Source organism: Massilia sp. METH4 (assembly GCF_037094685.1).
Taxonomy (GTDB): domain Bacteria; phylum Pseudomonadota; class Gammaproteobacteria; order Burkholderiales; family Burkholderiaceae_D; genus Rugamonas.
In genome coordinates this window covers 2,859,712-2,878,801 of record NZ_CP146614.1, presented here as the reverse complement: position 1 = coordinate 2,878,801, position 19,090 = coordinate 2,859,712, and the positions used below count along the sequence as shown (strand labels likewise).

Below are 19,090 nucleotides of genomic sequence, written 5' to 3'. Positions count from 1 at the left end.
AATGAAAATGAATATGATGTCCGCACCTTCCGCCCTGGTTCCGACCGGCAGCAGTGCACTGGGACTCGGGTTCAGCGGCAACCTGGGTAACCTGGACGCCTACATTTCCGCTGTGAACCGCCTGCCGATGCTGACGCACGAGGAAGAGGTATCGCTGGGCCGCCGCCTGAAGGAAAAGAATGACCTGAAAGCGGCGGAAAAGCTGGTGCTGTCCCACCTGCGCCTGGTGGTGTCGATCGCCCGAGGCTACCTGGGCTATGGCTTGCCGCACGCCGACCTGATCCAGGAAGGCAATATCGGCCTGATGAAGGCCGTGAAGCGCTTCGACCCTGACCAGAACGTGCGTCTCGTGTCGTACGCGATGCACTGGATCAAGGCCGAGATGCACGAGTACATCCTGAAGAACTGGCGCCTGGTGAAAGTGGCGACGACGAAGGCACAGCGCAAGCTGTTCTTCAACCTGCGCAGCCACAAGCAAGGCCTGGATGCGATGACGCCCGACCAGATCGACCAGCTGGCCAAGACGCTGGACGTGAAGCGCGAGGAAGTGATCGAGATGGAAACCCGCCTGTCCGGCCGCGACATCGCGCTCGAAGCGCCGACCGACGACGAAGACGACAAGTTCTCGCCGATCGCCTACCTGTCTTCCGACCTGTCGGAACCGACCAAGGTGCTCGAAGCGGAACAGGTGACGCGCCTGCAATCGGAAGGCCTGGAAACGGCCCTGGGCAAGCTGGACCCGCGCTCGCGCCGCATCGTCGAAGCGCGCTGGCTCGCCAACGACGACGGCTCCGGTGCCACGCTGCACACGCTCGCCGACGAGTTCGGCGTCTCCGCCGAGCGCATCCGCCAGATCGAAGCCGCCGCGCTGAAGAAAATGAAAGGCGCCCTGGCCGCGTACGTGTAACGCCGTCCACCGCTCCAATAAGAACCCGGCCCCGCGCCGGGTTTTTTGTTTCCTGAAACCACACCGGTGACAGGCACCGCGTTTTTTGGGACATTTCCTTAAAAGCACACCGGCACCGGCTTTCTGCAACATTTCCCAGGCATCGGTGCCTGTCACCGAGTTTTCGGTATTGTGGACGAGCAATAGCGTATGAAGGAGAATGCCGTCGACAGCAACGAACAAGGAAGCATCATCATCTCCGCCTCCCACACGATCGCAGGACCACGACCGCCGGCGCCGCCCGGGTCTTTCCGTCGCCAAAGCCACGGGTCTCGCCTGCCATGCGGCTCCTGAAGGGATTGGTGGTGACTGGCACGTTCGTGCTTCGCCTGTGCCTTTCGCTCTGCCTGCTGGCGACAGGCGCGACCGGCGCGCTCGCCGTGGCCGCCGCGACGCTCGCGCCGGGCCGGCTCCGGTGCGTACTCGTTTACCAGGGTGCTCGACCAGCCGGACGTCGACGGCGGCGAACTGTGGCCGGATGGCCGGGTGCTGATCAACAGCGCGGCACATGGCCTGCAGCTGTTCGACGCGGCCAGCGGCACCATGGCCGAATTCGAACTGGACATCGGCGGCTTGCCGATGAATACCTACACGGTCGATCATCGCGGCCGCCTGTGGATCAACACCGGGGATGCGCTGCAGTTGCTCGACGACGCGCGCAAGCCCCTGCAACAGTTCATGCCGGCCAACGGTTTTTCCGGCAAGTACATGACCACTTCCCTCACCGACCGTGAGGGCAATCTCTGGTTCTCTACCGAAAACGGCGTCAACCGCGTGCGCGAACCGCGGCTGGCGACGATCGCCCTGCCCCCGGGCCTTACCGGTCCGCCAGGCGTCGTCGCCGGCGACGATGGCGCGGTGTGGGTCATCAATTTCCATCATGCGAATGCCTACAAGGTGCCGACCTTCATCGCCGACCGCCACGGCAGGCGCCACGACACCGACATCCACCGGGTCAGCGCCAGCCACCGCCAGCCAGACGGCACCGTCTGGTTCGCCGGCGATGGCGGCTTGCGGCGCGTGCACGAGGGCAAGACGACGCGATTCGCGCTACCGTCCGGGCTGGCCGACCGCACCGTGCAGGCAATGACCATCGGCCCGGACGGCGTGCTCTGGATCTCGGTATTGGGCAAGGGCATCCATGCGTTGAAGGATGGCGTCTGGAGCGCCGGCGGCGGCTACCCGGAACTGGCCATGCCGACCGCCATTTCCCTGTCAACGGACCGCGCGGGGCGGACCTGGTTCGGTTATCCGGACAACCGTATCGCCATGCTGGAAAAAGGCGTCATCCGCGAGTTCGGCGAGAAGGACGGCCTGGGTGTCGGCAATACGCTGGCGATCGTGGAGGGACGCGACCGCATGTGGATCGGCGGCGACCGCGGTCTGGCCTGGTTCGATGGCAAGCGTTTCCTCCCGCTCGGCGAACGCGGGCGCGGAGCTTTCTACGGCGTCTCGGGCATCGTCGAGCGGCAGGATGGCGAACTCTGGCTGCACGATACCAGCGGGCTGGCGCGAATGGAGGCCGCGGCAATCGCCACCGCGGCGGGCGCCCGCCTGCCCGACGTCGTCGCCGAGCGGTTCGACCACCTCGATGGCCACCAGGGGATGCCTGCCCAGATCAGGCCGCTGCCGTCCCTGATCCAGGCCACGGATGGGCGCCTGTGGTACGCGACCTCGAACAGCGTGGGGCATATCGACCCGGCCGCGATCCGCCGCAACCCGCGCCCACCGACAGTATTGATCGGCGCCATCCGCACGGACGAACGCGTTTATCCCGCCCAGCCCGGCCTGGTACTGCCGGCGCGCACATCGAGGCTGGAGATCGAATTCACCGCCACGGCGCTGTCGATGCCCGAGCGGGTGCGATTCCGCTATCGCCTCGCCGGCCAGGACAGCGGCTGGCGCGATTCCGGTGGCGCGCGCCAGGCGGTCTATACGAATCTCGGGCCGGGAGCCTACATCTTCGAGGTCAGTGCCGCCGACGAGGACGGCGTATGGAGCCCGCGGCCCGCGCGGCTGGCCCTGTCCATCCAGGCCGCCTTTACCCAGACATGGTGGTTCAAGCTGGCGTGCGCCGTCGTCGCCCTAGCAGCCGCCTGGCTGCTGCACCGCTGGCGGCTGGCCCTCGTGGCGGCGGGGCTGCACAAGGACCTCAGGGTACGCCTGCTCGAACGGGAACGCATCGCCCGCACGCTGCACGACACCTTCCTGCAGAGCGTGCAGGCGCTGATCATGCGCATGCACGTCATGATGCACAAGCTGCCGGGCGATAGCGGCATGCGCGCGGAAATCGAAGGTGTGCTGGCGCGCGCCGAGAGTGTGATGGACGAAGGCCGCGACCGGGTGCGGCAGTTGCGGGAACCGGCGATGCCCGAGGGAAGGCTGGCCCAGGCATTGGCGGAAGCCGGCCGCGAGCTGGCGCTGTCCTCCAACGTCGATTTCGCCGTGCACGACAATGGGATACCGCCGGAGCTGCCGCCCGATGTCGAGGACGAGCTGTTCACCATCGGCCGCGAGGCGCTTTCCAACGCCTTCCGCCACGCCGGTGCCACCGAGGTCGCGCTGCGGCTCGACTACCGTGCCGGCGTGCTTCGCCTGGCCGTGGCCGACAACGGCCGCGGCATCCCGCGCGAGATCCTCGCGCGCGGCGCTCGCGCGGGGCACTGGGGCTTGCCCGGCATGCGCGAGCGTGCCCAGCTCGCCGGTGGCAGCCTCGACATCGACAGCACGCCCGACGGCACCACCGTCCATGTTACCGTGCCGATCACAGCCATTGCCAACGCACGCGCAGCCGATCGCGCCTGACGGAGGCAATGTCAGTACCACAGCGCCTTCTCGCCGGCAACGTTTCGCCAAAAGAAAAATGGGGACGTACCCCATATTCCAGGAAAGATTGCCGTGTAGATGGGATCTGTCCCATCTTTGAGGAAACATTGCTTGGAAAATGGGGTCTGTCCCCATTTTCTTGGCAACTTTATTTCCCGAATGGTTGATTTCCTGGCATCTACTGCTCAGCAGTGCGCCAGCATTCGTAGCATATTGATAACATCGCCCTTCAGCCTTTGCCGCATGGAGGAGTTATGCAAGCCAGGCTCATCGGAACGATCGGCTGTCTTCTGACGGCCGGCGTCGTGGCCGCGTGCTCGATCGACAGCACGCAGGCGGAAAACAACGACAAGCCCCGCAAGACCAGCGCCAGCTATGCGCTGCGCCAGGGGGAGAGCGTGATGCTGGCGCCCGGCACCACGTTGAAGCTCGAGCGCATCAATGACAGCCGCTGCCGCAAGGGCGCCGTGTGCGTGTGGGCAGGCTATATCAGCTATTCCTTCGCGCTGACCAGCCGCCTCGGCACGCGCAGTTTCGTGCTGGCCGAGAACATGCCGAACGCGCAGCCGGCCATCACGCAGGATGGCCTGACGTTTGCCCTCGAAAAACTGGAGCCGCCCGAACCGCCGCCGCTGCACGCGCCGGCGCCCGACTATAAGGTAAGCTTGCGGGTAACGATCAATCAACAGCGCGCCCAGCCCGCCAAGACATGACCACACGCCTCGTCGCCACCATCATCCTGACCGCCATCGGCACGGTCGCCATCGCCAAGACGCCCGTTGCCACCGGAACCGGCGGCGCGGTGGCGACGATCAGCGAACAGGCTTCGCAATCGGCGCTGGCAATCCTGGACCGGGGTGGCAACGCGGTTGACGCGGCCGTGGCGGCGGCGGCCACCTTGGGCGTGACGGACCCGTTCAGCTGCGGCATCGGCGGGGGCGGCTTCATGGTCGTGTACCTGGCCAAGGACAAACGCGTGATTACGATCGACCACCGCGAAACGGCACCGGCCGCGTTCACCCCCGCCGTATTCCTCGACAACGGCAAGGAGATGGATTTCGAGACGGTGGTGGCCAGCGGCCAGTCGGTCGGCGTGCCCGGCACCGTGCGCGGCTGGGACGAGGCGCTGCGCCGCTACGGCACCATGTCCTTCAAGCAGGTGCTGGCGCCGGCGATCGACGTGGCCAGCAAGGGCTTCCCCGTCAACGACAATTTTTCCCGCCTGGTCGGCGAGAACACCGAAAAATTCCGCCGCTTCCCCGCCACGGCCGCGCTGTACCTGAAGGATGGCAAGGCGCTGCCGGCCGGCGCGCGCCTGAAGAACCCCGACCTCGCGCGCGCCTATCGCACCTTGGCCCAGGGCGGTGTGAAGGCCTTTTACGAAGGCCCGATGGCGCGCGCGATCGTGGATGCCGTCAACCGCCCCGCCACCGCGCCCGGCGTTTCCGCGCGCGGCGGCTCCATGACCCTGGCCGACCTGGCAAACTACGAAGCGCGCATCCGCCAGCCCGTGCGCACCACCTACCGCGGCTACGAGCTGTATGGCATGCCACTGCCCAGCAGCGGCGGCGTGACCGTCTTCGAAGCCTTGAACATCCTCGAAGGCTGGGACCTGAAGGCGCTGCCGCGGCCGCAAGCCGAGCACCTGTACCTGGAAGCGAGCCGCCTCGCCTTCGCCGACCGCAACGCCTACCTGGCCGACCCGGAATACATCGACGCGCCCGTGGCCGGCTTGCTCAGCAAGGAATACGCGGCGCAGCGCCGCCAGCTGGTCGACATGCGCCGCGCCGCCGCCGGCCCCGTCCCCGCCGGCGATCCTTACCCGTTCCAGCAGGATGCCAGCGTGCCGCTGCGCCCCGCCGCGTCGGCAAAGCTGCGGCAGGAAAGCGCGCACACGACCCACCTCACCGTCTCGGACAAGGATGGCAACGTGGTGTCCTACACCTTCACGATCGAGTCGTGGGGTGGCAGCGGCATCGTGGTGCCCGGCTACGGCTTCCTGCTCAATAACGAGATGACGGACTTCGACTTCACGGGCCCGGCGCCGAACGTGCCGGAAGCGGGCAAGCGCCCGCGCAGCAGCATGGCACCCACCATCGCGCTGAAGGATGGCAAGCCCGCCTTCACGATCGGCAGCCCGGGCGGCGCCACGATCATCACTACGGTCTTGCAGACGATCGTCAACCACGTCGACCTGGGCATGCCGATGGACCAGGCGGTCGCCGCGCCCCGTCTCTCCGAGCGCAACGGCGCGGCCACGGACGTGGAACCGGGCTTTCCCGCCAGCGGGCAAGCCGTGGCGCTCAAACCGTTCGGCCAGCGCTGGTCCGACAAGCCGGAGGAAATCGGCGCGGCCAATGCGCTCGTGTTCAATCCCGACGGCACGGTGACTGCCGTTAGCGAGAGCCGCCGCCACGGTGTCGGCAGCGCCCTGGTGCAGCGGCGCGGGCATTAACGGCAGGACACAGCTCTTAACATGCTTTTACCTATCCGGCGCGGCCGGATAGGTGGCCCAGGCTTGACATTGGATATAATGCGAATCATTCTCATTCAAATTCCAATGTCAAACATGCTGCCGTCCACTTTCACGCTGCGCCCCACGCCCTCCGCCCTTGCCGCCGCCCTCCTCTGCGGCGCGGCCCATGCCGCTCCAGACGCTCCGGCGCCCGAGGAAGCCGAGCAACAGATGCAGACGGTGGTCGTGCAGGGCACGGCCGCGCAGGAAAGCTATACGGCGAAAACCAGCGCCGGCTCCGCCCGCCTCGAGCTGCCGCTGCGCGAGACGCCGCAATCCGTGTCGGTAGTCACGCGCGCCAAGCTGGACGACTTCCAGCTCGATTCCGTCAACGACATGCTGGAAACCGTCACCGGCGTCTCCGTCGAGCGCGTGGAAAACGACCGCACGTACTACACGTCGCGCGGCTTCGACATCACCAACTTCCAGTACGACGGCGTCGGCACCCCGTTCGTGTTCGGCCTGGTGATGGGCGACATGGACACGGTGTTGTACGACCGCATCGACGTGGTGCGCGGCGCCAACGGCCTGACGTCCGCCACCGGTAATCCGTCGGCCACCGTGAACTTCATCCGCAAGCGCCCGACGATTCCGTTCCAGGCCTCGGCCAATGTGACGCTCGGCTCCTGGGAAAAGAAGCGCGTGGAAGCCGACATTTCCGGCGCCCTGAACGACGCCGGCACGGTCTCCGGCCGCGTCGTCGCCGCGTACGAGGATGGGGATTCTTACCTCGACCGTTATTCGAAGGAAAAGAAGGTGTTCTATGGCGTGGTGGAAGCGAAGCTGACGAACGACACCACGCTCACCGTCGGCCACTCCAGCCAGATCACCGATACCAAGGGCGCCATGTGGGGCGCGCTGCCGCTGTACTACACGGACAACACGCCGACCGACCTGCCGACCGGTTACTCGACCGCCGCCGACTGGACGCGCAACCACGTGAGCGACCAGCGCACGTTCGCGGAACTCGTCCACCAGCTCGGCAACGGCTGGAAGGCGCAGCTGACGGCCACGCGCACCACCACCGAAACGAACGGCAAGCTGTTCTACACCTACGGCACGCCGGTCCGCGAAACGGGCCTGGGCTTGCGAGCCTACCCGTCGCTGTACGCATCGGACCTGAAGCAGAACCTCGTCGACGCTTCCGCCACCGGCCAGTTCACGCTGGGTAGCCGCAAGCACGACCTCACGTTCGGCGCCAACTGGTCGCGCTCGACCTTGGGCGATATCTCGCACTACGGCCAGGGCATCGACACCGCGCTGGTGGCGCTCGAACAGTGGACCGGCGCCTATCCGGAACCGACGTTCGATTTCGCGACGGATGGCAGCGCCTATGTCGACAAGCGCAAGTCCGCCTACGTCGCGGCGCGCTTTTCGATCACCGACCCGCTGCACCTGATCACCGGCGTCACGCACACCAAGGCCGACAGCACCGGCACCGCCTACGGCGTCACGCGCTTCAAGTCGGCGTCGAAAACGACGCCCTACGTGGGCCTGACGTATGACCTCACGCCGTCGCTGACCGCCTATACGAGCTACACGGAAATCTTCAACCCGCAGAGCGAGACGGACTTCAACGGCGTCACGCTCGATCCGATCGAAGGCAAGACCACGGAAGCGGGCATCAAGGGCGAATGGTTCGGCGGCAGGCTGAACGCCGCCGCGTCGGTCTACAAGACGAAGCAGCTCAACACCGCCGAGCAGGCCGGCATGAACGCCACCAAGGCTTACTATCGCGGCATCGACGCGGAATCCAAGGGCGTGGAATTGGACCTGTCCGGCGAGCTGGCGAAAGGCTTGCAGGCCAGCGCCGGCTTCACGGTGATGAACCTGGAAGACGAACAGGGCAACGCGGCCAAGACCTATATGCCGCGCCGCCTGCTGCGCCTCTCCGCCACCTACCAGCTACCGTCCCTGCCGCAATTGCGCGTGGGCGCCACCGCCAACTGGCAGGACGATATCTACCGCAACGAAGGCGGCGGGGTCGTGATCCGCCAGCCTTCCTACGCCACGCTCGGCCTGATGGGCCGCTACGACATCAACCAGCAGCTCTCTGTCGCCGTCAACGTCAACAACGTGACGGACAAGAAGTACCTCACGAGCCTGTACTGGAGCCAGAGCTACTACGCGGCGCCGCGCAATGCGAGCGTGACGCTGAACTGGAAGTACTGACCGCCCGCTCAACCGTTGTGCGCCCGCAGGTCGGCGGGCGCTTCCTCGCGATCGAGCAAGCCATAGTCGCGGATCACCGTCGCCACGCGCAACCGGTAATCCGCGAACAGGCCGCCGCGCCCGGCCTGCTGGGCAGCGCGGTGCGCCTCGCGGCTGCGCCATTGCAGCACCGCCGCTTCATCGCGGAACATGGACAGCGACAGCAGCTTGCCCGGGTTCGCCAGGCTCTGGAAGCGCTCGACGGAGATGAAGCCGTCGATCGTTTCCAGCAGCGGGCGCAGCGCGGCGGCGTGGTCGAGATAAGCCTGCTTGTGGTCCGGATGGGGAATCACTTCGAAGATCACGGCAATCATTCTTCACTCTCCTTCATGAAAATGGGCAGGCGGGCATTCACGGATGGCCGATAGCGCCAGCCGACGCCCGGCAGCGGCCCCAACGCGGCCAATGCCTCCGTCACGATGCACTGCGCCATGGCCTGCCCCGGGCAGGCATGCCGGCCGTGCCCGAACCCGGCCGTGCCGGCCAATACCAGCAACAGCACCTGTCCCGCCGGCACGCGCGTGCCGCCCACTTCGATCTCCGCCGCCGTGAACCGACGCGTGTTGTGGATCGCCGGATCGTGCTCCATCACGCGGGCGACCAGGCCCACGGGCGCGCTCCCATCGCCGAGCAGCCGGGCCACGATGCAATTGCCGAGCAGGCCCGCCGTGGCTTCGAACGTCTGAGTCATGAGGCCGGCCAGGTTGGCCAGCAGCGTGTGCTCGTCCGGCCACGCGGCCGCCACGACGTCGGCAAGCAAGCCCCGCTCCGGTGCCTGCCGCACGAGGCCGCGCAGGGCGTCCCGCAGCGCATCGGCCGCCTCGTGCGCCTGCGCGATCTCGCCCGGGGAAGCCAGCGGCGACAGGCATGCCACGTAGCGTGCAACCAGTGCCGCCACCTGGGGCAACGCTTCGTCCGCGAAGCCCAGCAGGCTGGCGACCGACTGCATCGGAACGCCGCTGGCAAAGGCATTCAGCGTGGCGGCGTCGCGAACGGCGGCTGCCAGCCGTGCCGCGACCGAGGCCGCACGCTCCGACACGCGCGCCGGCGGCAACGCGGCAAGCGCCTGTTGCAACGCCGCCTTCGGCGCTGCGTGCCGCTCGCCATCGTTCATCCGCACGAGGGCGCCGAACAAGTGCCCTGCGGGACCGGCAAGCGCCACCGGAACCGGTTCATGCACCGGCCGCACGCGGCAGTCCGGGTGCGCCAGCACGTCGCGCACCGTGGCGGGATGGGCCACGATCCACAGCCGCAGCCGTTCATCGTGCCGGGGTGCGCGCTGCGCCGCCAGCGCCGCATAGTAAGGATAGGGATCGTCGTGCGTGACGGCGGCCACCGCGTCGGCGGGCCAGTGATCGGTGTGCATGCTGCTCCTTTGCGTGAGGGGTTCGATGCAGTATTCTGCAAAGCGCGCTTCAACACTTCGATGGAGGACGAACCATGGATGCAGCTTCAGGGAATGCGGCTTCAACGGATGCAGCTTCGGCGGATACGCCAGCCGATGCCGACGGCAGGCTGGCCCGCATCGCCGCCGCCATCGCCGAACCGGCCCGCGCGCGCATGTTGTGCAGCCTGCTGGACGGTCACGCGCGCACCAGCACCGAGCTGTCCGTCGTCGGCGGCGTGAGTCCGTCGACCGCCAGCGCGCACCTGGCCCGCCTGCAGGAAGACGGCCTGCTGCGGCAACTCGCGCAGGGCCGGCACCGCTACTACAGCCTGGCCGGCGGCGACGTGGCCGCCGCGCTGGAAGCGCTGCTCGTCGTGGCCGGTGTGCAGCGCGCGCCCTTCGTGCCGGCCACGCCGAGCCGCCTGCGCGCGGCGCGCACCTGCTACGACCACATGGCGGGCGCCCTCGCCGTCACCCTCCACGAGCATTTCATCGGGGCCGGCTGGCTTGCGCAGGCCGGCGACGGGTACGCATTGACGGGCGAAGGCGAACACCGCTTCGCCGCGCTGGGGCTCGACCTTGCCGCGCTGCGCGCGCAGCGCCGCCGCTTTGCCTGCCCCTGCCTGGACTGGAGCGAACGGCGGCCCCACCTGGGCGGCGCGCTGGGCGCGGCGCTGCTGCGGCTGGCCTTGCAAAAGGGCTGGGTCGAGCAAGACCTGGACAGCCGCGCGCTTGCCGCTTCGCCGCAAGGCCGACGGCGCATGGCGGCCGCGCTGGGAATAAGTCTGGATTAAGGTACCCGCCCGATGATGAGGTTTTACCAACACTTATCGGGAGATCCGCATGAAAGAAGCCATCCGCGCCAACAAGGGTTTCATCGCCTTCCTGCTGCTGTTCGGGATCTTCCGCACCGCCGTGGCGGACTGGAACCCGATTCCTTCGGCGTCGATGCGCCCGAACCTGCTCGAAGGCGACGTGGTCTTCGTCAACCGCCTCGCCTACGACGTGAAGATCCCGCTCACCGACATCTCGCTGGCCCGTACCGGCGAGCCGCGCCGCGGCGACATCGTCACATTCTCCTCGCCCAAGGATGGCACGCGCCTGATCAAGCGCATCGCCGCGCTGCCCGGCGATACCGTCGAGATGCGCGGCGAGCGGCTGCTGATCAATGGCCGGCAGGCCGACTACACGGTGCTGGGCAATGGCGTGGAACGGGTGGAACCGCTGGGCGAGCTCACGGCGCTGCACCTGCGCGAACACAGCGGCGACGCCGACTACCGCATTCAGGTACTGCCCCAGGTACGGGCGATGCGCGACTTCGGGCCCGTGACGGTGCCGCGGGACAGTTACCTGATGCTGGGCGATAACCGCGACAACAGCGGCGACTCGCGCGTGTTCGGCACCGTGCCGCGCGCGCTGCTGATCGGCCGCGCCGAACGCATTCTCGTCTCCGCCGACATCCAGGGCGACTGGATGCCGCGCACGGAGCGCATCGGCATGAACCTGCGCGGCACCGCGCAGTGATAAGATCGGCGCTCCCCATCCGAACCGGAGCGCCATGATCGAATTCGACGGCCTGGCCAAGCGCTATGGCGACTATCAGGCGGTAAGCCCCCTGAACCTGGCCGTGCGGCGCGGCGAGGTGTTCGGCTTCCTGGGCCCGAACGGCGCCGGCAAGACGACCACGATCCGCATGATGATGGGCATTCTCGTGCCCAGCGCCGGCCGCGTGCTGGTCGACGGCCTCGATTGCCACGCCCAAGCGGCCGAGGTGAAGCGCCACGTGGGCTACCTGCCCGACAACCCGATCTTCTACGACTACCTGCGCGGGCGCGAGATCCTGCAATTCGTGGGCGAGATGCATGGCCTGTCGCGCCGTGCCGCGGCGGCCCGCGCCGACACGCTGCTGGCCGAATTCGGGCTCGATGATGTGTCCGAGGAATTCGCCGTCAACTATTCGATGGGCATGAAAAAGAAGCTGGGCCTGGCCTGCGCGCTGGTGCACGACCCGGCCGTGCTAATCCTGGACGAGCCGATCAACGGGCTCGATCCGCGCGCCGCCCGCGACGTGCAGGAATTGCTGGTGGGCCGCGCGGCCGCCGGCAAGACCATCTTCGTCTCCACCCACCTGCTGGACATGGCGCAACGCATGTGCGACCGCGTGGGCATCATCCACCGCGGTGCCCTGGTCGCCACGGGAGCGCTGGACGAGCTGCGCGACGATGCCGGCACGTCGCTCGAGGAAGTGTTCCTGCGCCTCACGGACGAGACGGCCAGGGACAGCGTGGCGCCAGGATGAACGGCGCATCGCATATCGGCACGGCACGCGCCGGCTGGCTGCTGGCGCGGCTGCGGCTGCGCCGCCTGCTGAACATGGCCACCCTGTCGATGTGGCGCAAGCGGGCCACCGGCCGGGCCGCCACCGCCGGCAAGCGCCGCGGGCGCTGGCTGGTGCCGCTCGTGATGGGACTGCTGATGACGCTGGCGTTTTCCCACATGGCGCACCAGGTGGTGGTGAACCTGCATTGCGAGCTGACGCCGCATAACGCCTGCGCCGGCCAGGCCAGCCCCGACGCCCGCCTCGATGCGGCGGCCGGGGAATTGCGCGACGGGCCATTCAGCCCGCCGCTGCTGCGCGGCCTGGCGATGCAACTGTGGCTGCTGTGGCTCGTGGCGCTGCTCGTGCCGCTCGGCAGCCGCGAACTGGCGCAGCCGGACTGGGACCTGGAATGGCTCGTCACGCTCCCGGTCGCGCGCACGGGCCTGTTGTGGGCACGCGTGCTGGAACGCACGGTCGCCAACCCCACCGGCTGGCTCGTGCTGTGGCCGGCCGCATTGATGACTGGCTGGCATGCGGGGCTGCGCTGGTCGGCGCCCCTGGCCGCCACGGCCGCCGCACTGGCCCTGCTGGCGCTGGCCGCCGTTGTGCGCACGCTGGCCGATACGGGGTTGCGGCTGTCCATGCCGCCCTCGCAGTTGCGCAACCTGCAGGCGGCGATCTCGGTGGCGGCGATGCCGCTGATCTATCTCGTCATCGCCCTCTCCACGGGCCGCGGCGGCATCACGATGGACTGGGCGCGCGCGTGGCCGGCATGGACGCTGTGGACGCCGCCCGGCCTCGTCGCGCAATGGCTAGATGCCCGTTCCATGCCCGCTGCCCTGGGCCTTGCCGCGTTGCTGGCGCTGCAGGTGGCCCTGCTGCTGTGGGCCGGCATCGCGCTGCTGGCGCGGCAGCTGGCCGCCGGCGTGGTCGCGGCCAGCTCACGCGAAACGGCACGTACCCACCGCCCGCCGGCGGCGGCGCTGAAGGAGCTGCCCGGCACCGCCCTGCAGCGCCGCGAGCTGCGCCTGCTTGGCCGCGACCGCACCTTCCTCGTGCAAAGCCTGGTCGTGCCGCTGGTGATCATCGGCAGCCAGATGTTCTTCACGGGCCGCATCGACGCGATGGCGCAGCTGGGAACGGACCAGGCGCTGCTCGCCTCCATCGCCTTCGGCCTGGGCAGCTATGTGCTGTTGCTGTCGGCCTTCCAGACCATCAATACCGAAGGCCAGGCGCTGTGGCTGCTGTACACCTTCCCCGGCACGCTGGAGCGCATGCTGCTGGAAAAGGCGCGGCTGTGGGCGGTGCTGGCGCTCGTCTACCCGGCCGCCGTGTTCGCGATCGGCATTGGCTTCGCGCCGCAGGTCGACGAGCACCTGCTCGCGCGCATCGTCCTGGTGGCGCTCGGCATCCCCGTGTTCGCGCTGATCGCCGTGGCGCTGGGGGTATGGGCATCCGACCCGCTGGCGCAGGAAGCGGCGGCGCGCATCCGGCCCACCTATGTGTACCTGTATTCGATCCTCGCCGCGCTGTATGGCTTCGCGCTGTACACGGACACGTGGGCGCACCGCGTGGCCGTCGTGGTGCTGCTGGCCGCGCTGGCGCTGGCGTTGTGGCAGAAGGCGCGCGACCACCTGCCCTACCTGCTCGACCCGGCGGCTACACCGCCGCCGCGCGTGTCCGCTGCGGACGGCATGGTGGCCGCGCTGCTGTTCTTCGCCGCGCAGGCGATCGCGCTGGCCATCATCCACGAGGGCGAGAAACCTCCCGCACTGGCCGAGCTGGCGCTCGCGCTGGCGATCGGCGGCGCCATTGTCTGGGCCCTGGCGCGCTTCGTGTACTGGCGCATGCGCACCAGCGGCGTGCCGCGGCTGCGACAGGGGCCCGCGCTGCCCGCCGTGCTGGCGGGCGCCGCCTGGGCCCTGCCCGCCATCGCGGCCGGCGTGCTGTGGCTGATGGCGATGCGGCACTTCGGCATCGCCCTGCCGCGCCCGGAAGGCGCGATCGCGCTGCCATTGCTGCTCGCGCTGGCGTGCGTGGCCGCGCCGCTGTCGGAGGAATTCATCTTCCGCGGCCTGCTGTTCGGCGGGCTGCGGCGCTCGCTGGCCGCCGCGCCGGCCATCGCCGTCAGCGCGGCGCTGTTCGCCGTGGTGCACCCGCCGCTGTCGATGATGCCGGTGTTCGTGCTGGGGCTTTGCACGGCATGCGCGTATGCGCGCAACGGCAGCCTGCTGGCGCCGGTGATCACGCACGCGGTGTATAACGGGGCAATGGTCATGATCCAGGCGTGATCCCGGTCGCTGAGTTAGAATGAGAATTATTCTCATCTGATTCGACCATGACGTCTGCTTACCCTTCGCGCCGCTGCCTGCTGGCTGCCGGTGGCGCTCTCCTCGGTTCCACCTTCGTACCAAGCCTGGCCCGTGCCGCCGATGCATGGCAGCCCGTCGCGCTGCCACAGGCGCGCCAGCGCGAGCTGGCTTCCACGACCACGGGGCAGCGTTACCGGATATTCACCAGCGTGCCGGACGTGCCGGCGCCCGCCGCAGGCCACCCCGTGCTGTATGCGCTCGATGGCAACGCGTCGTTCCCGATGCTGGCGCAGATGGCCCGCACGGCAGCGCGGCGCGGCAAGGCGACGGGGCAGGCAGCGCCCGTCATCGTGGGCATCGGCTATGTGACGGACGACGATTACCACCCGGCCCGCGGGCGCGACTACACGCCGCCGACCGCCGGTGCACCGGCGACGGAAGGCGGCGCCGACCGCTTCCTCGATTTCATCGAGCAGGAATTGAAGCCGCTGGTACGCTCGCTGGCGCCCATCGATCCGCGGCGGCAGGCCTTGTACGGCCACTCGTACGGCGGCCTGTGCGCGCTGCACGCGCTGTTCACGCGGCCGGCGATGTTCCACACGTATATCGCCGCCAGCCCGTCGATCTGGTACGGCGAGCGTGCCGTGCTCACGGGCCTGGCCGGCTTCGACAGGCGCGCTGGCGCGCTGGCCGTGAAGCCGTCCGTGCTGCTCTCGGCCGGGGAACTGGAACAGCCGTCTGGCGTTGGTGCCGCTCCAGGTTCGCGGGAAGCGATCGCGGCGCAGCGGCGGATGATCGACGAGGCGCGCGAGCTGTCGGTGAAACTGGCGGCGATGAACGGCGCTGTATCGCGGGCGGACTTCATGCTGTTCGCAAGGGAAAATCACGGCTCCGCCGCCTTCCCCGCCATGGCGCGGGGCATGGAATTCTTCCTGAAAAATATTTCCTCGCCGTGAGGCGTGAATGTGTCGTTACTGCGCTGATCAGAGCAGCCGCGCCGGGCAGAGCGCGCGCATTACCCACAACACCGCCGCGCCGAGCGCGCTGGTGGCGATCGTCGTTATCACGATCAGCGTCGGCAGCGCGTGTTGGCCATACTCATCGGCCAGCACGATGGTCCCCAGCGAAACGATCAACTGCGCCGGCACGATGACGCGCAGCCAGCGCAGCGCGCCCGGATACCCGCGCCGATTGAGCTTGCGCGCGGCAAGCACCACCGGCCCGCACAGCACGGCAAGGAAAACGGCGACGAACAGGATCAATTGCAGGATGCGCATCGGTATTCATTCCACTATGAGGCGGCCAGCATACCGCAAAGGCCAACTCTGTTGTGCTTTCACCACGGGGACTGTCCCCGAAAAAAAACAACACCTGGTGTTGTAAAAAATCGGGGACTGTCCCCGTGGTGGGCGAACAACAAAAAAAGCGGTGGCCGGGAGACCGGACCACCGCGAAGGGAAGCGCGCCATGGGGCTGGCGCTGGTGAAACACGGTACGTCTGCTGGTCTTATAGATGCTGCGCGATCTGCGGCAGCAGTTCCTCGAAGGTGCGGCCGGTGCCGTTCTCGCCGATCGCGTGCATCTTCCATTCGCCGTTGTGGCGGTACAGCTTGGCCATGATCTGGGCGCTGTGCGAGCCCTGCACGGAAAGGTCGAAGCGCGCCACTTCCTTGCCGTTGTTGGCGTTGATCAGCCGGCAGTAGGCGTTCTGCACCTGGGCGAAGCTCTGGCCCGTGAAGCTGTTCACGGTAAAGACGATGCTCTTCACATTGGCCGGCACCTGGTTCAGGCTCACGCTGATCTGCTCGTCATCGCCATCGCCCGCGCCCGTGCGGTTGTCGCCGGAGTGCATCACGCTGCCGTCGCGGCTCTTCAGCTGCCGGAACCACACCACGTCGACGGGCTTGTTGGCATCGTCGAACAGCAGGCACGAGGCATCAAGGTCGATGTCGGCGCTCTTGCCGCCGAAGCCGAGGAAGCCCTTGCTCTTGACGGCATCCCAGCCCAGGCCCATCGACACGTGCGTGAGCGCGCTGCCCGCTTCCTTGTCCAGCGAGATCTTCTGGCCCTTCGTCAAATTCACTGACATGACATCCTCCTCAGGTTACGCGATGACCGCAGCGCGATTACTGCGGCTTGGTACTCGACAGCCAGGACAGGAATGCCGCGCGGCTGCGCGAGCAGACCACCACCTTGCCGGTCCCGGAGAAACGCAACACCATCCCTTCGCCGCTCGTCACGCTGTTGACCAGGTTGCCGAGGAAGCCGCTGCTGCGGCTCGTCGACACCGACATCTCGTAGCGCAGCGAGCTGTCCCAGCACACCACGTGGGAATTGTCGATGACGATATCCTTGCCCGCTTCCACGTCCAGCGTGGCCACCGAGCCGAAGCCCGATACCACCAACTGGCCGCTTCCCGACGTTTCGGTGATGAAGAAGCCGCCCGTCTGGCCGAACAGCGCCGTGCCCACGTTCTGCGTGCGCACGTTCAGGTTCACGCTCGACGATGCCGCCACAAAGGCGCCATCGCTGATCATGTACTGGCGCTGCCCCACGTCCAGCACCTGCATGGCGCCCGGCAGCGTGGGCGACAGCAGGCAGTCGCCATCGCCCTTGACCGCCTCGATGTGCTGCTGGAAGAACGACTCGCCGTTGGCGAACGTGCGCATCAGCGCCGCGCCCAAGCCACCGTTCATCTTGCCCTTCAGCTCGAGGTTGGACTCCATCATGACCATGGCGTTCGCTTCGCAATAGATCTTTTCGCCATGGCGCAGCGTTACGTGCAGGAAGGGATCTTCTTCCCCGGTAATCGTAAAGACTGGCATGGCTTACACCGACACGCCGTAGTTCTTGGCCAGCGCGGCCAGGCCGCCGGCGTAACCCTGGCCCACGGCGCGGAATTTCCAGTCGGCGCCGTTGCGATAGATTTCGCCGAACACCATCGCCGTTTCCGTCGAGCTGTCCTCGGACAGGTCGTAGCGGGCGATTTCCTGGTTGTTGGCGCTGTTCACGCAGCGCACGAAGGCCTTCTGCACCTGGCCGAAATTCTGGCGGCGCGCGTCGGCATCGTGGATCGTCACGCAGACGGCGATCTTGTCCACGTCGGCCGGTACCTTGGCAAGGTCGATCTTGACGGTTTCGTCATCGCCCTCGCCCGCGCCGGTGCGGTTGTCGCCCGAGTGCTGCACCGCGCCGTCGGCCGATTTCAAATTGTTGTAGAAGATGAAGTCCAGGTCGCCGCGTACCTTGCCGTCCGTCTTCAGCAGGAAGGCCGAGCTGTCGATGTCGAAGGCGGCGCCGTCGGTGGAGCGCACATCCCAGCCCAGGCCCACCGTCAATTGCGACAGGCCGGGGGCTTCCTTGGAGAGGTTGACGTTACCGCCTTTTTGCAGACTGATTGCCATGATCGATTACTCCTTCAATGGTTGAGACACCTTGCTTCCATCACGGCGCGCCGGTGTCGTGTGGCGCGCCATGTTCTTCTTATTTTTACCAACGATTCTTAAGATTTCCTCAAGCCATCGCAAGTGCTTCCTGGCGCTTCCGGTACCGCACGGAAGACCACACGGAAGCCGCGATGAATGCCACGCCGATCAGGCCGGTGAAGATTTCGGGCACGTGGAACTTCATGCTTGCCAGCATGATCGCCGCCAGGATACCGATCGCATAGTGTGCGCCATGTTCCAGGTACACGTAAGCGTCCAGCGTGCCTTTTTCCACCAGGTACACCGTCATCGAACGCACGAACATCGCGCCGATCGCCAGGCCCACCATGATGATCACCACGTCCTTGGTGATGGCGAACGCGCCGATCACGCCGTCGAAGCTGAACGATGCGTCCAGCACTTCCAGGTACAGGAAGCCGCCGATACCGCCGCGCTTGACCAGTTCGCCCACGCCGCTGTCGCCCTCTTCTTCCTTCTCCAGGAAGTTCGACAGCGCATCCACGCCCACGTAGATCAGCAGGCCCCACAGCCCGGAGAGCAGCACCGCCAGCTTCTGGCCTTCGCCGACCAGCGACATGCAGCCCAGCAGCGTGCCCAGGGCAACGATGATCGAGATCGAAGAAATCTTGCCCAGCGAGCCCAGTTTCTGCTCGAAATTGCCCAGCCAGTGCGTTTCCTTTTCCGGGTCCAGGATAAAGTTCAGGAACACCATCAGCAGGAAGATGCCGCCGAACGCCGCCACTTCGGCATGGTGGTCGGTCAGGTGGCGCGAATATTCATCGGGATTGTTCAGCGCCAGCGTCCAGACGTCGGTCAGGCCGATATCGGCCGCCACGGCCACGATCACCAGCGGGAACAGCAGCCGCATGCCGAATACCGCGATGATGATGCCCAGCCCGAGGAACAGCTTGCGCCAGAAGTCGTCCCATGTCTTCAGCACCGAGGCGTTGACCACCGCGTTGTCGAACGACAGCGAGACTTCCATCACGCCCAGAATCATGGCAATGCCCAGCGCCGACAGGGCGCCCGTGACGCCCCCGGTCCGGTAACCCCACCACCCTGCGATCACCAGGCAGACGGCCGTGACCAGGAACGAAATCCTGAAGTGTTTCATCGTATGTTTCCCC

General features: G+C 66.9%; 17 protein-coding genes. 10 read left to right on the top strand and 7 right to left on the bottom strand.

Annotated elements, in window-relative coordinates; all coding sequences use genetic code 11:
- Window positions 1-7: 7 nt before the first annotated feature.
- From rpoH to V6Z91_RS12775, 5 genes are all read left to right on the top strand, one after another.
- The gene (rpoH, locus tag V6Z91_RS12795) at window positions 8-907 is read left to right on the top strand and encodes an RNA polymerase sigma factor RpoH (protein ID WP_338770852.1); all 900 of its coding nucleotides are present in this window, start codon (window positions 8-10) and stop codon (window positions 905-907) included.
- Between the two features lie 474 nt (window positions 908-1,381).
- Window positions 1,382-3,751, top strand: coding sequence for an ATP-binding protein (locus tag V6Z91_RS12790; RefSeq protein WP_338770851.1), 2,370 nt, complete (start codon window positions 1,382-1,384; stop codon window positions 3,749-3,751).
- Window positions 3,752-4,026: 275 nt separating this feature from the next.
- Window positions 4,027-4,485 (top strand): hypothetical protein, encoded by a 459-nt coding sequence (locus V6Z91_RS12785; protein WP_338770850.1) that lies wholly within the window; start codon window positions 4,027-4,029, stop codon window positions 4,483-4,485.
- Window positions 4,482-6,227 carry a gamma-glutamyltransferase gene (gene ggt, locus V6Z91_RS12780; RefSeq protein WP_338770849.1) on the top strand — a complete coding sequence of 582 codons (1,746 nt, stop codon included), beginning with the start codon at window positions 4,482-4,484 and terminating at the stop codon, window positions 6,225-6,227. The genes V6Z91_RS12785 and ggt overlap by 4 nt, the downstream gene beginning before the upstream one ends.
- A 105-nt stretch (window positions 6,228-6,332) precedes the next feature.
- Window positions 6,333-8,459: a TonB-dependent siderophore receptor gene (locus V6Z91_RS12775; RefSeq protein ID WP_338770848.1), complete on the top strand. Its 2,127-nt coding sequence runs from the start codon at window positions 6,333-6,335 to the stop codon at window positions 8,457-8,459.
- 8 nt (window positions 8,460-8,467) lie between these two features.
- Here the strand turns inward: V6Z91_RS12775 and V6Z91_RS12770 are convergent, their stop codons facing one another.
- Together V6Z91_RS12770 and V6Z91_RS12765 are read right to left on the bottom strand one after the other, a co-directional pair.
- The gene (locus tag V6Z91_RS12770) at window positions 8,468-8,812 is read right to left on the bottom strand and encodes an antibiotic biosynthesis monooxygenase (RefSeq protein WP_338770847.1); all 345 of its coding nucleotides are present in this window, start codon (window positions 8,810-8,812) and stop codon (window positions 8,468-8,470) included.
- Window positions 8,809-9,864: a cytochrome P450 gene (locus tag V6Z91_RS12765; protein WP_338770846.1), complete on the bottom strand. Its 1,056-nt coding sequence runs from the start codon at window positions 9,862-9,864 to the stop codon at window positions 8,809-8,811. The genes V6Z91_RS12770 and V6Z91_RS12765 overlap by 4 nt, the downstream gene beginning before the upstream one ends.
- A 74-nt stretch (window positions 9,865-9,938) precedes the next feature.
- Here V6Z91_RS12765 and V6Z91_RS12760 point away from each other — a divergent pair, with 74 nt between their 5' ends.
- Genes V6Z91_RS12760 through V6Z91_RS12740 form a run of 5 tightly spaced genes read left to right on the top strand, consistent with a single transcriptional unit; the run spans window position 9,939 to window position 15,473 of the window.
- Window positions 9,939-10,679, top strand: coding sequence for a helix-turn-helix domain-containing protein (locus tag V6Z91_RS12760; protein ID WP_338770845.1), 741 nt, complete (start codon window positions 9,939-9,941; stop codon window positions 10,677-10,679).
- Window positions 10,680-10,728: 49 nt separating this feature from the next.
- Complete coding sequence (gene lepB / locus V6Z91_RS12755; RefSeq protein ID WP_338770844.1) at window positions 10,729-11,409, top strand: signal peptidase I; 681 nt, start codon at window positions 10,729-10,731, stop codon at window positions 11,407-11,409.
- 34 nt (window positions 11,410-11,443) lie between these two features.
- Complete coding sequence (locus tag V6Z91_RS12750; RefSeq protein WP_338770843.1) at window positions 11,444-12,184, top strand: ABC transporter ATP-binding protein; 741 nt, start codon at window positions 11,444-11,446, stop codon at window positions 12,182-12,184.
- Window positions 12,181-14,496, top strand: coding sequence for a CPBP family intramembrane glutamic endopeptidase (locus tag V6Z91_RS12745; RefSeq protein WP_338770842.1), 2,316 nt, complete (start codon window positions 12,181-12,183; stop codon window positions 14,494-14,496). Before V6Z91_RS12750 ends, V6Z91_RS12745 begins: the two co-directional genes overlap by 4 nt.
- Before the next feature lie 47 nt (window positions 14,497-14,543).
- A complete protein-coding gene (locus tag V6Z91_RS12740) occupies window positions 14,544-15,473 on the top strand; it encodes an alpha/beta hydrolase-fold protein (protein WP_338770840.1) in 930 nt (309 codons plus the stop codon).
- A gap of 27 nt (window positions 15,474-15,500) precedes the next feature.
- Here V6Z91_RS12740 and V6Z91_RS12735 read toward each other — a convergent pair whose 3' ends face one another.
- The 5 genes from V6Z91_RS12735 to V6Z91_RS12715 all read right to left on the bottom strand — a co-directional run bounded on the left by V6Z91_RS12735 (window position 15,501) and on the right by V6Z91_RS12715 (window position 19,077).
- Window positions 15,501-15,794, bottom strand: a complete 294-nt coding sequence (locus tag V6Z91_RS12735; protein WP_338770838.1) for a hypothetical protein — start codon at window positions 15,792-15,794, stop codon at window positions 15,501-15,503.
- A gap of 230 nt (window positions 15,795-16,024) precedes the next feature.
- A complete protein-coding gene (locus V6Z91_RS12730) occupies window positions 16,025-16,606 on the bottom strand; it encodes a TerD family protein (RefSeq protein ID WP_338770836.1) in 582 nt (193 codons plus the stop codon).
- Window positions 16,607-16,643: 37 nt separating this feature from the next.
- Window positions 16,644-17,342 carry a TIGR00266 family protein gene (locus V6Z91_RS12725; RefSeq protein ID WP_338770835.1) on the bottom strand — a complete coding sequence of 233 codons (699 nt, stop codon included), beginning with the start codon at window positions 17,340-17,342 and terminating at the stop codon, window positions 16,644-16,646.
- A 3-nt stretch (window positions 17,343-17,345) separates the two neighbouring features.
- Window positions 17,346-17,921: a TerD family protein gene (locus V6Z91_RS12720; RefSeq protein ID WP_338770833.1), complete on the bottom strand. Its 576-nt coding sequence runs from the start codon at window positions 17,919-17,921 to the stop codon at window positions 17,346-17,348.
- Between the two features lie 109 nt (window positions 17,922-18,030).
- Window positions 18,031-19,077 carry a DUF475 domain-containing protein gene (locus tag V6Z91_RS12715; RefSeq protein ID WP_338770832.1) on the bottom strand — a complete coding sequence of 349 codons (1,047 nt, stop codon included), beginning with the start codon at window positions 19,075-19,077 and terminating at the stop codon, window positions 18,031-18,033.
- Window positions 19,078-19,090 lie beyond the last annotated feature (13 nt).

Bases quoted from the DNA above. Each gene is read 5' to 3' on its own strand.
- rpoH (WP_338770852.1), top strand. From the start codon at position 8: ATGAATATGATGTCCGCACCTTCCGCCCTGGTTCCGACCGGCAGCAGT.
- V6Z91_RS12785 (WP_338770850.1), top strand. From the start codon at position 4,027: ATGCAAGCCAGGCTCATCGGAACGATCGGCTGTCTTCTGACGGCCGGC.
- ggt (WP_338770849.1), top strand. From the start codon at position 4,482: ATGACCACACGCCTCGTCGCCACCATCATCCTGACCGCCATCGGCACG.
- V6Z91_RS12775 (WP_338770848.1), top strand. From the start codon at position 6,333: ATGTCAAACATGCTGCCGTCCACTTTCACGCTGCGCCCCACGCCCTCC.
- V6Z91_RS12770 (WP_338770847.1), bottom strand. From the start codon at position 8,812: ATGATTGCCGTGATCTTCGAAGTGATTCCCCATCCGGACCACAAGCAG.
- V6Z91_RS12765 (WP_338770846.1), bottom strand. From the start codon at position 9,864: ATGCACACCGATCACTGGCCCGCCGACGCGGTGGCCGCCGTCACGCAC.
- V6Z91_RS12760 (WP_338770845.1), top strand. From the start codon at position 9,939: ATGGATGCAGCTTCAGGGAATGCGGCTTCAACGGATGCAGCTTCGGCG.
- lepB (WP_338770844.1), top strand. From the start codon at position 10,729: ATGAAAGAAGCCATCCGCGCCAACAAGGGTTTCATCGCCTTCCTGCTG.
- V6Z91_RS12750 (WP_338770843.1), top strand. From the start codon at position 11,444: ATGATCGAATTCGACGGCCTGGCCAAGCGCTATGGCGACTATCAGGCG.
- V6Z91_RS12745 (WP_338770842.1), top strand. From the start codon at position 12,181: ATGAACGGCGCATCGCATATCGGCACGGCACGCGCCGGCTGGCTGCTG.
- V6Z91_RS12740 (WP_338770840.1), top strand. From the start codon at position 14,544: ATGACGTCTGCTTACCCTTCGCGCCGCTGCCTGCTGGCTGCCGGTGGC.
- V6Z91_RS12735 (WP_338770838.1), bottom strand. From the start codon at position 15,794: ATGCGCATCCTGCAATTGATCCTGTTCGTCGCCGTTTTCCTTGCCGTG.
- V6Z91_RS12730 (WP_338770836.1), bottom strand. From the start codon at position 16,606: ATGTCAGTGAATTTGACGAAGGGCCAGAAGATCTCGCTGGACAAGGAA.
- V6Z91_RS12725 (WP_338770835.1), bottom strand. From the start codon at position 17,342: ATGCCAGTCTTTACGATTACCGGGGAAGAAGATCCCTTCCTGCACGTA.
- V6Z91_RS12720 (WP_338770833.1), bottom strand. From the start codon at position 17,921: ATGGCAATCAGTCTGCAAAAAGGCGGTAACGTCAACCTCTCCAAGGAA.
- V6Z91_RS12715 (WP_338770832.1), bottom strand. From the start codon at position 19,077: ATGAAACACTTCAGGATTTCGTTCCTGGTCACGGCCGTCTGCCTGGTG.